General features: G+C 53.0%; 11 protein-coding genes and 1 rRNA gene. 9 read left to right on the top strand and 3 right to left on the bottom strand.

The window, feature by feature from the left end:
• The first annotated feature begins 19 nt into the window (after positions 1 to 19).
• Positions 20 to 1,888, top strand: a complete 1,869-nt coding sequence (kup, locus tag CMR03_RS20785; protein ID WP_063877762.1) for a low affinity potassium transporter Kup — start codon at positions 20 to 22, stop codon at positions 1,886 to 1,888.
• Between the two features lie 34 nt (positions 1,889 to 1,922).
• On the opposite strand, the gene qseC is transcribed toward kup, so the two are convergent.
• Together qseC and qseB are read right to left on the bottom strand one after the other, a co-directional pair.
• A complete protein-coding gene (gene qseC, locus CMR03_RS20780; protein ID WP_096012543.1) occupies positions 1,923 to 3,263 on the bottom strand; it encodes a quorum sensing histidine kinase QseC in 1,341 nt (446 codons plus the stop codon).
• Positions 3,251 to 3,922, bottom strand: a complete 672-nt coding sequence (gene qseB / locus CMR03_RS20775) for a quorum sensing response regulator transcription factor QseB (protein WP_096012542.1) — start codon at positions 3,920 to 3,922, stop codon at positions 3,251 to 3,253. Before qseB ends, qseC begins: the two co-directional genes overlap by 13 nt.
• A 160-nt stretch (positions 3,923 to 4,082) precedes the next feature.
• Here qseB and CMR03_RS20770 point away from each other — a divergent pair, with 160 nt between their 5' ends.
• The 7 genes from CMR03_RS20770 (at position 4,083) to rbsR (ending at position 10,460) form a co-directional block, all read left to right on the top strand.
• Positions 4,083 to 4,484: a YgiW/YdeI family stress tolerance OB fold protein gene (locus CMR03_RS20770; RefSeq protein WP_063877759.1), complete on the top strand. Its 402-nt coding sequence runs from the start codon at positions 4,083 to 4,085 to the stop codon at positions 4,482 to 4,484.
• Positions 4,485 to 4,666: 182 nt separating this feature from the next.
• Positions 4,667 to 5,086: a D-ribose pyranase gene (gene rbsD / locus CMR03_RS20765; RefSeq protein ID WP_063877758.1), complete on the top strand. Its 420-nt coding sequence runs from the start codon at positions 4,667 to 4,669 to the stop codon at positions 5,084 to 5,086.
• 7 nt (positions 5,087 to 5,093) lie between these two features.
• The gene (rbsA, locus tag CMR03_RS20760) at positions 5,094 to 6,602 is read left to right on the top strand and encodes a ribose ABC transporter ATP-binding protein RbsA (RefSeq protein ID WP_063877757.1); all 1,509 of its coding nucleotides are present in this window, start codon (positions 5,094 to 5,096) and stop codon (positions 6,600 to 6,602) included.
• Positions 6,599 to 7,570, top strand: coding sequence for a ribose ABC transporter permease (gene rbsC / locus CMR03_RS20755; RefSeq protein ID WP_063877756.1), 972 nt, complete (start codon positions 6,599 to 6,601; stop codon positions 7,568 to 7,570). The genes rbsA and rbsC overlap by 4 nt, the downstream gene beginning before the upstream one ends.
• Positions 7,571 to 7,596: 26 nt before the next feature.
• The gene (gene rbsB, locus CMR03_RS20750; protein WP_063877755.1) at positions 7,597 to 8,472 is read left to right on the top strand and encodes a ribose ABC transporter substrate-binding protein RbsB; all 876 of its coding nucleotides are present in this window, start codon (positions 7,597 to 7,599) and stop codon (positions 8,470 to 8,472) included.
• Positions 8,473 to 8,533: 61 nt separating this feature from the next.
• A complete protein-coding gene (gene rbsK, locus CMR03_RS20745) occupies positions 8,534 to 9,463 on the top strand; it encodes a ribokinase (RefSeq protein WP_063877754.1) in 930 nt (309 codons plus the stop codon).
• Positions 9,464 to 9,476: 13 nt separating this feature from the next.
• Positions 9,477 to 10,460: a ribose operon transcriptional repressor RbsR gene (rbsR, locus tag CMR03_RS20740; RefSeq protein ID WP_063877753.1), complete on the top strand. Its 984-nt coding sequence runs from the start codon at positions 9,477 to 9,479 to the stop codon at positions 10,458 to 10,460.
• Here rbsR and mdtD read toward each other — a convergent pair.
• Positions 10,457 to 11,857: a multidrug transporter subunit MdtD gene (gene mdtD, locus CMR03_RS20735; protein WP_096012541.1), complete on the bottom strand. Its 1,401-nt coding sequence runs from the start codon at positions 11,855 to 11,857 to the stop codon at positions 10,457 to 10,459. The genes rbsR and mdtD overlap by 4 nt on opposite strands.
• 534 nt (positions 11,858 to 12,391) lie before the next feature.
• Between mdtD and CMR03_RS20730 the strand changes: the two genes are divergently transcribed.
• Positions 12,392 to 13,838: ribosomal RNA gene (locus tag CMR03_RS20730) — 16S ribosomal RNA — on the top strand; the annotation flags it as partial.

Raw genomic sequence — 13,838 nt, 5'->3', positions numbered from 1 at the left:
TCCAACAAAAGATAATTTTATGAGCTCGGATAATAAGCACTCACTAGGCGGATTAACGCTGGCTGCCATTGGTGTCGTCTACGGGGATATCGGCACCAGTCCGCTTTACACCTTACGCGAATGTCTTTCGGGGCAGTTTGGCTTTGGCGTGGAACGGGATGCGGTCTTTGGCTTTCTTTCGCTGATTTTCTGGCTGCTGGTGCTGGTGGTGTCGCTGAAATATATCAGCTACGTGATGCGTGCCGACAATGCCGGAGAAGGCGGTATTCTGACGCTGATGTCGCTGGCCGGGCGAAATACGGGCGGACGTGCCACTGCGATCCTGGTGATTATGGGGCTCATTGGCGGCAGTTTTTTCTATGGTGAGGTGGTGATCACCCCTGCCGTATCCGTATTGTCGGCGATTGAAGGTCTGGAAATCGCTGCGCCAAGCCTCGACAGCTATATTGTGCCGATGGCCATTGCCGTGCTGACCCTGCTGTTTGTCATTCAAAAACATGGCACCGGTATCGTGGGTAAACTGTTCGCGCCCGTCATGCTGCTGTGGTTTATCGTCCTGGCCGTACTGGGTGCGCGCAGCATTCTCAATAATCCTGAGGTATTACAGGCATTAAACCCCTACTGGGCGCTGCACTTCTTTGTGGAATATAAGACGGTTTCCTTTTTTGCGCTCGGCGCGGTGGTACTGGCGATTACGGGCGTCGAAGCGCTGTATGCGGATATGGGGCATTTTGGTAAATTCCCTATCCGGCTGGCATGGTTTGTGGTGGTGCTGCCTTCGCTGGTGCTCAACTATTTCGGTCAGGGCGCGTTGTTACTGAAGCACCCTGAAGCGATCAAAAACCCATTTTTCCTGCTGGCACCCGACTGGGCGCTGATTCCCATGTTAATTCTGGCGACGTTAGCCACCGTCATCGCCTCACAGGCGGTGATTTCCGGGGTTTTCTCGTTAACCCGCCAGGCCGTGCGCCTGGGTTATTTACCTCCTATGCGCATCGTTCATACATCAGAAAATGAGTCTGGGCAGATCTATATTCCGGTAATTAACTGGCTGCTTTATTTCTCTGTTGTGATTGTCATCATCGGCTTTGAGCACTCCAGTAACCTGGCCGCGGCTTACGGTATTGCGGTGACGGGGACAATGGTACTGACCTCTATTCTTTGCGCGACCGTCGCGATACTGAACTGGCACTGGAATCGTTATCTGGTGGGGCTGATTTTAATTGCCATGCTGTGTATTGATGTGTCGCTGTTCTCGGCCAACCTAATCAAGATTTTCTCTGGTGGCTGGCTGCCGCTGACGCTGGCGCTGATGATGTTTATCGTGATGACCACGTGGAAGAGCGAACGTTTTCGTTTGCTGCGCCGCATGCATGAACACGGTAACTCCCTGGAGGCGATGATTGCCTCTCTGGAAAAATCGCCGCCTGTGCGCGTGCCGGGCACCGCGGTTTACATGTCGCGTGCACTGAACGTTATTCCTTTTGCCATGCTGCACAACCTGAAGCACAACAAGGTGCTGCATGAACGCGTCGTGCTGTTAACCCTGCGTACTGAAGATGCACCTTACGTGCATAACGTCCGGCGCGTCACCATCGAACAGCTGTCGCCCACCTTCTGGCGCGTGGTGGCGAGTTACGGCTGGCGCGAAACACCGAACGTGGAAGAGATTTTCCACCGTTGCGGTCTGGAAGGACTTAACTGCCGGATGATGGAGACGTCTTTCTTTATGTCCCATGAGTCGCTGATTATCGGTAAACGGCCCTGGTATTTGCGTCTGCGCGGCAAGTTGTTTATGACGCTACAACGCAATGCGCTACGTGCGCCCGATCAGTTTGAGATCCCGCCAAACCGGGTAATAGAACTGGGTACGCAGGTCGAGATTTAGACGACGACTGCGCCTGCCAGTCAGGCGCAGTGTGTTACCAACGTAGCGTGACGCATAATCCGCCGCCGGGATGCGGAGCAAAGTGCAGTGTCATGCCATGCAGCTGTGCAATATTGCGCACTATCGATAACCCCAGCCCACTGCCGCTTTTTTCCTGCCCCGGCGGACGCCAGAAACGTTCCCCCAGGCGTTGCAGTTCATCTGCCGATAAACCGTTGCCGTTATCTTCCACCTTTAACGTATTCTGGCTAAGGGTAAGGTCAACGCGGCTGCCTGATGGTGTATAGCGGATAGCATTATCCAGCAGATTTCTGATCAGCAGAGACAGCAGCAGCGCATGTCCCGAAATAACCGGATCGGCGGTAGCGTTAAGGCGTAACCTAATGTCAGCCTTATCTGCCAGCGGTAACTGTGAAGCCAGCGTGTCCTGTGCCACCTTTTTCAGAATAACGGGCTGGAACGCCTTGCGGACATCATCGGCTTCAATGCGCGACAGCGTAAGCAACTGATCAACCAGGCGGGTGGCCCGGACGATACCGGCATCCAACTGCTGCAGCGCGTGGGTGCGCATCGCCTCGTCATCGGCGGCCAACTGAATGACTTCGCTTTGCACCTGCAGCGCGGCCAGCGGGCTGCGTAATTCGTGAGCCGCATCGGATGTGAAGCGGCGTTCCCGCTGCATCATGGTATGAATGCGGCTGAACAGGCCGTTAAGTGCATCAATCAACGGGCGGACTTCTTTAGGAACGCGCTGGGCCTGCAAGGGCGCGTCATCATCAGGTGCGCGCGCGGCAAGCTGCTGGCTCAGTTTTTTTAGTGGACGAAGTTCGTACCAGACCAGGCCCGTCAACATCAGCAGCATAAAAGGCAAGGAAATCAGCCAGGGCACCATGCCGGCATTGACCAGATCTTTTGCCATATCATCACGGTATTCCCACTCCTGGCCGACGACGACACGGTAACGTTGATCGGGCGTGGTCAGCCAGACAAAACGCCAGAGATCGTCATCCCCGTTAAGCTGGCCATTCTGGAAACCTTGATGATCCGCATTAAAGGGCAGATCTTTGCCATTATCGCCATCGTTGAGGATCTGTTTCCCCGCGCGGTCGAATACCGCGAAGGCCAGCGCGTCATCGTCCTGTTCGCCACGATTATGGTGTAACAGCGTTTTCGTTTTTGGCAGCGACGTGCCGTTGAGCGAGGTAAAGTCCAGGGTCAGCAGGCGTTTAGCGAGCAACATTTGTTGCGTATCAAACAGCTCATTAATGGTGTCACGCGTTTTATACCAGGCGCTGAGCGTCGCTGTTCCCCAGCAAATGCCCAGGATCAGCACCAGGCCAATGCCAAGACGCAGGAACAAACTCATCGATCGCATTCGCTGTCTCCCAGCGTATAACCCACGCCGTGGATAGTGCGGATAAAGCGATTACCGAGCTTCTTACGCAGATGATGAATATGCACTTCCACCGCGTTACTCGACACTTCGGTATCCCAGGTATACAACTTTTCTTCAAGCTGGCTACGCGTCAGTACCCGACCCGGATTACGCATAAACAGCTCAAGCAGCGCCAGCTCACGGCTTTTTAACGCAATGTTTTCGCCGTTTCTTTCTACGCTAAGATTGCCTGGAATCAATACCACATCCCCGTGGCGCATTTCGGGCTGAAGTTGCCCGTGGCGGCGGCGAATCAATGCCTGTAACCGTGCGGCAACTTCTGTAAGGGCAAAGGGTTTGCACAGATAATCGTCAGCCCCCATCTGTAATCCTTCAACGCGTTGATCCAGGGCATCGCGGGCGGTGAGGATAAGGACCGGCACATCGTGCCCCTGCTGACGCCACTGGCGCAATATGTCCAGCCCGTCACGCTCCGGCAGGGACAAATCAAGTACGACCGCATCCCACGGCGCCGCCGTTAATGCCTGAAAACCCGCCTCACCAGAGACAAACCAGTCGACGCTGAACCCCAGCTTACTGAGCCCTGCTTTGATGCCATCTCCAATCAGGCGATCGTCTTCAATGAGTAAAATTCGCATTCTCTCTCCCTTTTAATAAGCGATTTATACGAAGCTGGGTGGCCGTTGTACAGCGAGTTTGGCTAAAAACTGAGGTTATTTTCGCCTTAAGATCCTGTTAAGAACTCTATGTTTTACTACAGCCACTGACATAACAGCTTCATGGACAAGAGGTGACAAAATGAAAAAGTATGCTGCACTATTAGCCGTGACTATGCTGGCTTCTGCGCCGGTATTTGCCGCTCAACAGGGTGGATTCGTTGACCCGAATGCGTCAGCACCGGCAGCACATCATCAGCAAGGCGGTTTTAAAGCCGGTCAAAGCAGCGTTGTGACGGTGAAACAGGCTGAAGAAATGAAAGATGACAGCTGGATTACCGTTCGTGGCCAGCTTGAAAAGCAGATTGGCGACGAAGATTACCTGTTCCGTGACGAGACCGGCACGATGAAGGTAGAAATTGACCACAAGCGCTGGAACGGCCTGACCGTTTCGCCAAAAGATCGCGTCGAACTGACGGGTGAACTGGATAAAGATTTCAACAGCATTGAGCTGGATGTTAAACAGGTCAAGAAGCTGCCATAACGCCCCCCAAATGGACCGCCCCGGCGGTCCATTTTCCGCTCTGGCTATGCGCCTAACTCAAATTCTTTTCTGCAACAGCGAAACGTTTCGATAACGATCACAAATTTTTGATCCTGTGGTTGAATTGTAACCTGTTTTTTATACACTCCAGAAAGCGAAACGTTTCGCTATGGAGTGTAAAAATGAAAAAAGGTCGCTTGTTAAACGCTGAACTCTCTCACGTTATCGCCCGCCTGGGCCACACGGACACGTTAACGATCGCCGATGCGGGCTTGCCGATTCCGGCAGGACCACAACGTATCGATCTGGCGCTGACGCCGGGTACGCCGGGATTTATGCAGGTGGTAGAAGCCGTTACGCTTGAGATGCAGGTGGAAAGCGCCTTTATTGCGGAAGAGATTAAGCGGCACAATCCGCAGCTCCACAGCGAACTGATCGCCGTGCTCGACGCATTGCAACAGCACCAGGGAAACACCATCACTACCCGCTACATCAGTCATGAACAGTTCAAACAACAAACACAACGTAGCCAGGCGGTCATTCGCAGCGGAGAGTGTTCTCCGTTTGCGAATGTCATCCTGAGCGCAGGTGTGACCTTCTGAGGCCATTATGCAACCCTTACTGCAGCTTAAAGGCATCGAAAAATCATTTCCCGGCGTTAAAGCGCTGAATGGTGCGTCATTGTCAGTCTGGCCGGGACGCGTAATGGCGTTGGTAGGTGAAAACGGCGCCGGCAAATCCACCATGATGAAGGTGCTCACCGGTATTTACAGCCGTGACGCCGGTTCGCTGTTATGGCTTGGTGAAGAAACCACGTTTAGCGGACCTAAAGCATCGCAGGAAGCGGGCATTGGTATTATCCATCAGGAACTTAACCTGATCCCTCAGTTAACCGTCGCGGAAAACATTTTCCTGGGGCGTGAATTCGTCAATGGATTTGGCTGTATTAACTGGAAGCGGATGTATGCCGAGGCCGACGCGCTGTTGAAACGTCTGAATCTGCGTTTTAACAGCCATAAGCTGGTGGGCGATTTATCCATCGGCGATCAACAAATGGTTGAGATTGCCAAGGTCCTGAGTTTTGAGTCGAAAGTCATCATTATGGATGAGCCGACTGACGCGCTCACGGATACCGAAACCCTGTCGTTGTTCCGGGTCATCAATGAGCTGAAAGCGCAAGGCTGCGGTATCGTTTATATCTCCCATCGCATGAAAGAGATTTTCGAGATTTGCGATGACGTCACGGTGTTTCGTGATGGCCAGTTTATTGCTGAACGTGCCGTCAGCGATCTGAGTGAAGAGAGCCTCATTGAGATGATGGTGGGCCGTAAACTGGAAGATCAGTATCCCCATGTTGACGATGCTCCGGGTGAAGTGCGTCTTAAAGTGGAAAACCTTAGCGGGCCTGGCGTCGATAACGTCTCGTTTACCCTGCGTAAAGGTGAAATTCTGGGCGTGTCTGGCCTGATGGGCGCCGGACGTACCGAACTGATGAAAATTCTTTACGGTGCTGCGCCCCGCAGCGCCGGGCAGATCTGGCTGAGTGGACGTGAAGTGGTGACTCGCTCACCACAGGATGGCCTTGCCAATGGCATCGTGTATATCTCGGAAGACCGTAAGCGCGATGGCCTGGTGCTGGGCATGTCAGTAAAAGAGAACATGTCTCTGACCGCACTGCGCTACTTCAGCCACATGGGCGGCAGACTCAGGCACGCTGAAGAACAACTCGCCGTCAGCGACTTTATCCGCTTATTTAACGTTAAAACGCCGTCAATGGAGCAGCCGATTGGCCTGCTGTCAGGCGGTAATCAGCAAAAAGTCGCGATTGCCCGCGGGCTCATGACGCGCCCCAACGTGTTGATTCTTGATGAACCGACGCGCGGTGTCGACGTGGGGGCCAAAAAAGAGATTTATCAGCTTATTAACCAGTTCAAGGCCGAAGGGCTGAGCATTATTTTAGTGTCGTCAGAAATGCCAGAAGTTCTGGGCATGAGTGATCGCATTGTCGTGATGCATGAAGGCCGTTTAAGCGGCGAATTTACCCGTGAAGACGCTACTCAGGAAAGCCTGATGGCGGCAGCCGTCGGTAAGCAACACAGTGAGGATTTAGTTGTATGACCACCCAAACCGTTCCGTCTAACCGCCGCTGGTTCAGCAAAGCCTGGTTGCTTGAGCAAAAGTCGCTGATTGCGTTAATTGTGTTGATTGCCGTGGTCGCAAGCCAGAGCCCAAATTTCTTTACGGTGGCAAACCTGTTCAACATCCTGCAGCAGACATCGGTCAACGCCATCATGGCGGTGGGCATGACGCTGGTTATTCTGACATCCGGTATCGATCTGTCTGTGGGATCGCTGCTGGCGCTTACGGGCGCGGTGGCGGCATCGCTGGTGGGGATGGAGGTAAATGCCTTTGTTGCCGTAGCGGCTTCGCTGGCGTTGGGGGCCGCTATTGGTGCGGTCACCGGCACCATTGTGGCGCGCGGTAAGGTGCAGGCTTTTATTGCCACGCTGGTGATGATGTTGTTACTGCGCGGTGTCACCATGGTGTACACCAACGGCAGCCCTGTGAATACCGGCTTTAATGACAATGCCGACCTGTTTGGCTGGTTTGGTATCGGTCGTCCGTTGGGCATTCCTACACCGGTATGGCTGATGGCGGTGGTGTTCGTGGCAGCCTGGTACATGCTGCACCACACGCGGTTGGGCCGCTATATCTATGCGCTGGGTGGTAATGAAGCCGCAACACGTCTTTCCGGCATTAATGTTAACCGGGTAAAAGTGATTGTTTACTCACTGTCCGGCATGCTGGCGGCGCTGGCGGGTTCTATCGAAGTCGCCCGTCTTTCTTCCGCCCAGCCGACGGCCGGAACAGGTTATGAACTGGATGCCATTGCCGCCGTTGTTCTGGGTGGTACCAGCCTGGCGGGCGGAAAGGGCCGGATTGTTGGCACCTTAATTGGCGCATTAATCCTCGGCTTTTTGAACAATGGTTTAAATCTGATGGGTGTATCTTCGTACTACCAGATGATCGTAAAAGCGGTAGTCATTCTGCTGGCGGTGCTGGTGGACAATAAAAGCAGCAAATAACTCAGACCTTTATACAGGATAAAATGATGAAAAAGTTAACTGCATTAGCTGTGATCCTTGGTGCAACGCTCAGCGCCAGCGCAATGGCTAAAGATACCATTGCCTTAGTTATCTCTACGCTGAACAACCCGTTTTTCGTTTCACTGAAAGAGGGTGCACAGAAAGAAGCCGATAAACTGGGCTACAACCTGGTCGTGCTGGATTCACAGAACAACCCGGCAAAAGAACTGGCCAACGTTCAGGACTTAACCGTGCGCGGGACGAAAGTGCTGCTGATTAACCCTACCGATTCTGATGCTGTCGGCAACGCAATCAAAATGGCTAACCAGGCGAAGATCCCGGTGATCACCCTGGACCGTGTCGCTGCACAGGGCACCGTGGTCAGTCACGTGGCATCTGATAACCGCTTTGGCGGTAAAATGGCGGGTGACTACATCGCACGTAAACTGGGTGATAACGCGAAAATTATCGAATTAGAAGGCATCGCGGGTACCTCGGCTGCACGTGAACGTGGCGAAGGTTTTAAACAGGCCGCTGATGCACATAAATTCCAGATTCTGGCCAGCCAGCCGGCTGACTTTGATCGTACTAAAGGTTTGAACGTTATGCAGAACCTGCTGCAGGCGCATCCGGATGTGCAGGCTGTGTTTGCTCAGAACGATGAAATGGCGCTGGGTGCACTGCGTGCGCTGCAAACGGCGGGCAAAACCGATGTAATGGTTGTGGGTTTTGATGGCACGCCAGATGGTGTGAAAGCGGTTGAAGGCGGAAAACTGGCCGCGACCGTGGCTCAGATGCCAGAGAAAATTGGCATGATCGGCGTTCAGACTGCTGATAAAGTGCTGAAAGGTGAAAAAGTGCAGGCGATCAATCCGGTCGACCTGAAACTGGTTACCAAATAAATCGAAGAAAAGCAGGGCACTGCGTCACCCGTCGGTGGCGCACTTATTTCGGACTCTCCCAATGAGCAAAAACGCAAAACTTGCCGTTCTCGGTAGCATCAATGCTGACCATATCCTTAATCTGGCTCACTTTCCCCGCCCCGGCGAAACGGTGATCGGGCAGAAATATCAGATTGCGTTTGGCGGTAAAGGCGCAAATCAGGCTGTCGCCGCGGGCCGTGCGGGGGCCGATATTGCCTTTATAGCCTGTGTCGGTGCCGATGACATTGGTGAACGCATCTGCCAGCAGTTAGCGCAGGACAATATTGATACCCATCCAGTAGAAGCGGTCGAAGGTGAATCTACCGGTGTCGCGATGATTTTCGTCAACGGCGAAGGTGAGAATAATATTGGCATCTATTCCGGTGCTAACGCGGCGTTAACGCCGCAGTATGTCGAACGTCACCAGCAGGTGATTGCGCAGGCCGATGCCTTGCTGATGCAGCTTGAGTCGCCACTGGACAGTGTTTTAGCTGCGGCGACCTTAGCCAGACAGCATCAGACCCGCGTAATTTTAAATCCCGCCCCGGCGACAAAACTGTCCGATAGTTTGTTAGCGCTTATCGACATCATTACGCCGAATGAAACTGAAGCAGAAATTCTCACCGGCATCGCGGTTAATAATGATGACGATGCCGCACGAGCCGCCGCCGCATTGCATGACAAAGGTATTGCGACCGTCTTGATCACCCTTGGCCGCCGCGGCGTCTGGTTGAGTGAAAATGGTAAAGGGCAGCGCATTGCGGGTTTTGACGTTAACGCGGTCGACACCATTGCGGCTGGCGATACGTTTAACGGGGCATTTATCACAGCTCGTCTTGAAGGTAAGGCCATGCATGATGCCGTTCGCTTTGCCCACGCCGCAGCGGCAATTGCGGTAACCCGTTCTGGCGCCCAGCCTTCTGTACCCTGGCGTGCGGAGATCGACGACTTTTTACAGCAGCAGGGTTAAGCGCTTGGCTACGATGAAAGATGTTGCCAGACTGGCGGGAGTGTCAACTTCAACGGTTTCACACGTTATCAATAAGAACCGTTTTGTCAGTGATGGCGTGCGTGAAAAAATCGAACAGGCGATCCGCGATCTCAATTATGCGCCGTCGGCATTAGCACGTAGCCTTAAGCTTAACCAAACCAATACCATTGGTATGTTACTGACCGCCAGTAGTAACCCTTTTTATGCTGAAGTCGTGCGCGGCGTAGAAGACAGTTGCTATGAGCGTGGATACAGCCTGATTCTGTGTAATACCGCAGGCGATGAAGCGCGCATGAACCGCAGTCTGGAAACGCTGCTGCAAAAACGCGTGGATGGTTTACTTATCATGTGCACTGAAAGCCATCTACCCTCGGCTGAAATCCTTAATCGTTATCCTTCTATCCCAATGGTGATGATGGACTGGGCACCTTTTGAAGGCCGGGGCGATATTATTCAGGACAATGCGCTTCTGGGCGGTGAACTGGCAACACAGCATCTTATTGATAGTGGCTATTCACGTATCGCCTGTATTTCAGGGCCGCTTGATAAAACGCCGGCGCGTATGCGACTGGAAGGGTATTACCAGGCGATGCAGAAAAACGGTCTGGATGTTCCGCCCGAGTATGTTGTGAGTGGCGACTTTGAGTTTTCAGGCGGCTACAACGCAATGTTTGAATTGCTGGCGCTGGACAGGCCCCCACATGCCGTTTTTACCAGCAATGACGCGATGGCGGTCGGGGTTTATCACGCGTTGCATCAGGCCGGATTGCAGATTCCACGAGATATGGCGGTGATGGGATATGACGACATTGAACTGGCGCGCTATATGTCACCCCCGCTCAGTACCATCCATCAACCCAAAGACGAACTGGGTGAACTGGCGATAGATACGCTGATTCATCGTCTGAGCAATCCCGACGTCAGTCAGCAAACGCTGGTACTGACGCCGGAGTTAGTACCGCGAGGCTCGGTTTAAGCTTTCTTCTTTTTGTCCCGATTGCTAATCAGGTTACGTCCGTCACCGTTGCGCAGCATCATAAATGTCAGCGCCGACAGCACGGTAACAATGCCCATCGTCAGGAAGGTAGAATGGAACTGTTCTACCGTCGTGCCATCAAATTCCTGATAAAAACGCAGTACGGCAGCACTGACCGCGACGCCAAAACTAATAGCCAGTTGTTGCGTTACGGCTAAGACGCTATTTCCACCGCTGGCGTTGTCGTCATCTAAATCGGCCAGAGTAATCGTGTTCATCGCTGTAAACTGGGTGGACATCGCCATGCCCAGCAGAAAGAGCGGTATCAACAATAACGCGATGCTTTCAGAAGGCGACTGCAGGGAGAAGCTGGCGATCATAAACCCGATGATTACCGTAATGCTCACCAGCAAGCGGCGATAACCAAACCAGCGCAGCAGCTGCGTCACGCTCTGTTTCGCGAGAATAGAGCCAACGGCCGTTGGTGCCATCATGCATCCTGCCAGAATCGCTGAATAACCGAATCCCACCTGAAGCATCAGCGGCATTAAAAATGGAACACAGCCTGTACCCAGTCGTGAAGCGATATTGCCAATGATACCTACCGAGAAGGTGCGGGTCTTAAACATGGGCAGATTGATCAGGGGAGAAGGATGGCGCCGGGCATGTGCTATATAGAGAAGCAATAACACAATACCGCCGCACAGTACCGCTGCCGCAATCCAGGGCGAGACAATGCGCTCACCAAATAGCTCGATACCTGTAGAGAGCATCACCAATCCAATTCCGAACAGTAGAAAGCCCAGAAAGTCGAAGCGGCGTTTTGGCGTGGTGAAGTCAGGCATATATTTTCGCGCATAGAATATGCCAAGTATGCCAATAGGGATGTTAATCAGGAATATCCAGTGCCAGGTGGCATACGTCACCATAACACCGCCCAGCAGAGGCCCAAGGATTGGCCCCACTAAACCTGGCATCGTCACAAAGTTAAGGATGGGCAGGAGTTCACTGCGCGGATAAGCACGCAGGAGTGCCAGGCGGGCCACCGGCATCATCATTGCGCCACCGACTCCCTGAATGATGCGTGAAGTGACCAGAACCGATAAAGAGGGCGATAAGGCGCAGGCTAACGACCCCAGCGTAAAGAGAGAGACGGCAATCATGAAGATTTTGCGTGTGCCGTAACGATCTGCAAGCCAACCGCTAACCGGGATAAGCATGGCAACAGTTAAGGTATAGCTGATCACGGCGGACTGCATGGCAAGGGGGGAACGCTCAAGGCTGGTGGCGATCGCGGGCAGAGCGGTATTCAATATGGTGGCATCCAGTGATTGCATAAAGAATGCCATAGCGGCAATCCATGGCAGACCGGCCATACTGCGCGCGGATGTGATCATTGAGCGTCCTTCGTAATGTTTTCAGCAAAGATAATGAAGAAGAATAGCATTGGCAGAAATGCACAATACGCCTCTTTTCATGACTGTGTGGTGATTTCCGTGCGTTCTTTAGGCAGGAAGTGTTGGTTTTTAGCACGTTCGTTTAAAAATAAACCGCTCAGTCATTTTTTTGTAATTAATGCTTGTCACTCAGAGAGAACGCCCTATAATGCGCCTCCACTGACACGGCACAACGGCTTACGGAATGCGGTGTCGGGAGGTTCAGGAAACTGAACCGCCGGAGAAAAACTTCTGAAAAAGAGGTTGACTCTGAAGGAGGAAAGCGTAATATACGCCACCTCGCGACAGACGGTTAACCCGCTGTTCGCACTGCTCTTTAACAATTTATCAGACAATCTGTGTGGGCACTCGCAGGATTGATATCAGCGTCNNCGGACGTAAAAAATATCAAGTCTCACGAGTGAACACATAATGAAATTCATTATGACGTTTTACAGATGAGCACCGCTGAACTGGTTTCAGCAAATCAAACTTAAATTGAAGAGTTTGATCATGGCTCAGATTGAACGCTGGCGGCAGGCCTAACACATGCAAGTCGGACGGTAGCACAGAGAGCTTGCTCTCGGGTGACGAGTGGCGGACGGGTGAGTAATGTCTGGGGATCTGCCCGATAGAGGGGGATAACCACTGGAAACGGTGGCTAATACCGCATAACGTCGCAAGACCAAAGAGGGGGACCTTCGGGCCTCTCACTATCGGATGAACCCAGATGGGATTAGCTAGTAGGCGGGGTAACGGCCCACCTAGGCGACGATCCCTAGCTGGTCTGAGAGGATGACCAGCCACACTGGAACTGAGACACGGTCCAGACTCCTACGGGAGGCAGCAGTGGGGAATATTGCACAATGGGCGCAAGCCTGATGCAGCCATGCCGCGTGTATGAAGAAGGCCTTCGGGTTGTAAAGTACTTTCAGCGGGGAGGAAGGCATTGTGGTTAATAACCGCAGTGATTGACGTTACCCGCAGAAGAAGCACCGGCTAACTCCGTGCCAGCAGCCGCGGTAATACGGAGGGTGCAAGCGTTAATCGGAATTACTGGGCGTAAAGCGCACGCAGGCGGTCTGTTAAGTCAGATGTGAAATCCCCGGGCTTAACCTGGGAACTGCATTTGAAACTGGCAGGCTTGAGTCTCGTAGAGGGGGGTAGAATTCCAGGTGTAGCGGTGAAATGCGTAGAGATCTGGAGGAATACCGGTGGCGAAGGCGGCCCCCTGGACGAAGACTGACGCTCAGGTGCGAAAGCGTGGGGAGCAAACAGGATTAGATACCCTGGTAGTCCACGCCGTAAACGATGTCGACTTGGAGGTTGTTCCCTTGAGGAGTGGCTTCCGGAGCTAACGCGTTAAGTCGACCGCCTGGGGAGTACGGCCGCAAGGTTAAAACTCAAATGAATTGACGGGGGCCCGCACAAGCGGTGGAGCATGTGGTTTAATTCGATGCAACGCGAAGAACCTTACCTACTCTTGACATCCAGAGAACTTAGCAGAGATGCTTTGGTGCCTTCGGGAACTCTGAGACAGGTGCTGCATGGCTGTCGTCAGCTCGTGTTGTGAAATGTTGGGTTAAGTCCCGCAACGAGCGCAACCCTTATCCTTTGTTGCCAGCGATTCGGTCGGGAACTCAAAGGAGACTGCCGGTGATAAACCGGAGGAAGGTGGGGATGACGTCAAGTCATCATGGCCCTTACGAGTAGGGCTACACACGTGCTACAATGGCGCATACAAAGAGAAGCGACCTCGCGAGAGCAAGCGGACCTCATAAAGTGCGTCGTAGTCCGGATCGGAGTCTGCAACTCGACTCCGTGAAGTCGGAATCGCTAGTAATCGTGGATCAGAATGCCACGGTGAATACGTTCCCGGGCCTTGTACACACCGCCCGTCACACCATGGGAGTGGGTTGCAAAAGAAGTAGGTAGCTTAACC

The sequence above is a fragment of the Pantoea allii genome, from assembly GCF_002307475.1.
GTDB classification, from domain to species: domain Bacteria; phylum Pseudomonadota; class Gammaproteobacteria; order Enterobacterales; family Enterobacteriaceae; genus Pantoea; species Pantoea allii.
Note: the sequence above shows the minus strand (reverse complement) of the source record. Positions and strands in the feature narration are given on the sequence as shown.

What these genes read in the sequence shown, in the direction of transcription:
- qseB (WP_096012542.1), bottom strand. Translation starts at nt 3,922, where the DNA reads ATGCGAATTTTACTCATTGAAGACGATCGCCTGATTGGAGATGGCATC.
- kup (WP_063877762.1), top strand. Translation starts at nt 20, where the DNA reads ATGAGCTCGGATAATAAGCACTCACTAGGCGGATTAACGCTGGCTGCC.
- qseC (WP_096012543.1), bottom strand. Translation starts at nt 3,263, where the DNA reads ATGCGATCGATGAGTTTGTTCCTGCGTCTTGGCATTGGCCTGGTGCTG.
- CMR03_RS20770 (WP_063877759.1), top strand. Translation starts at nt 4,083, where the DNA reads ATGAAAAAGTATGCTGCACTATTAGCCGTGACTATGCTGGCTTCTGCG.
- mdtD (WP_096012541.1), bottom strand. Translation starts at nt 11,857, where the DNA reads ATGATCACATCCGCGCGCAGTATGGCCGGTCTGCCATGGATTGCCGCT.
- rbsD (WP_063877758.1), top strand. Translation starts at nt 4,667, where the DNA reads ATGAAAAAAGGTCGCTTGTTAAACGCTGAACTCTCTCACGTTATCGCC.
- rbsR (WP_063877753.1), top strand. Translation starts at nt 9,477, where the DNA reads ATGAAAGATGTTGCCAGACTGGCGGGAGTGTCAACTTCAACGGTTTCA.
- rbsA (WP_063877757.1), top strand. Translation starts at nt 5,094, where the DNA reads ATGCAACCCTTACTGCAGCTTAAAGGCATCGAAAAATCATTTCCCGGC.
- rbsK (WP_063877754.1), top strand. Translation starts at nt 8,534, where the DNA reads ATGAGCAAAAACGCAAAACTTGCCGTTCTCGGTAGCATCAATGCTGAC.
- rbsB (WP_063877755.1), top strand. Translation starts at nt 7,597, where the DNA reads ATGAAAAAGTTAACTGCATTAGCTGTGATCCTTGGTGCAACGCTCAGC.
- rbsC (WP_063877756.1), top strand. Translation starts at nt 6,599, where the DNA reads ATGACCACCCAAACCGTTCCGTCTAACCGCCGCTGGTTCAGCAAAGCC.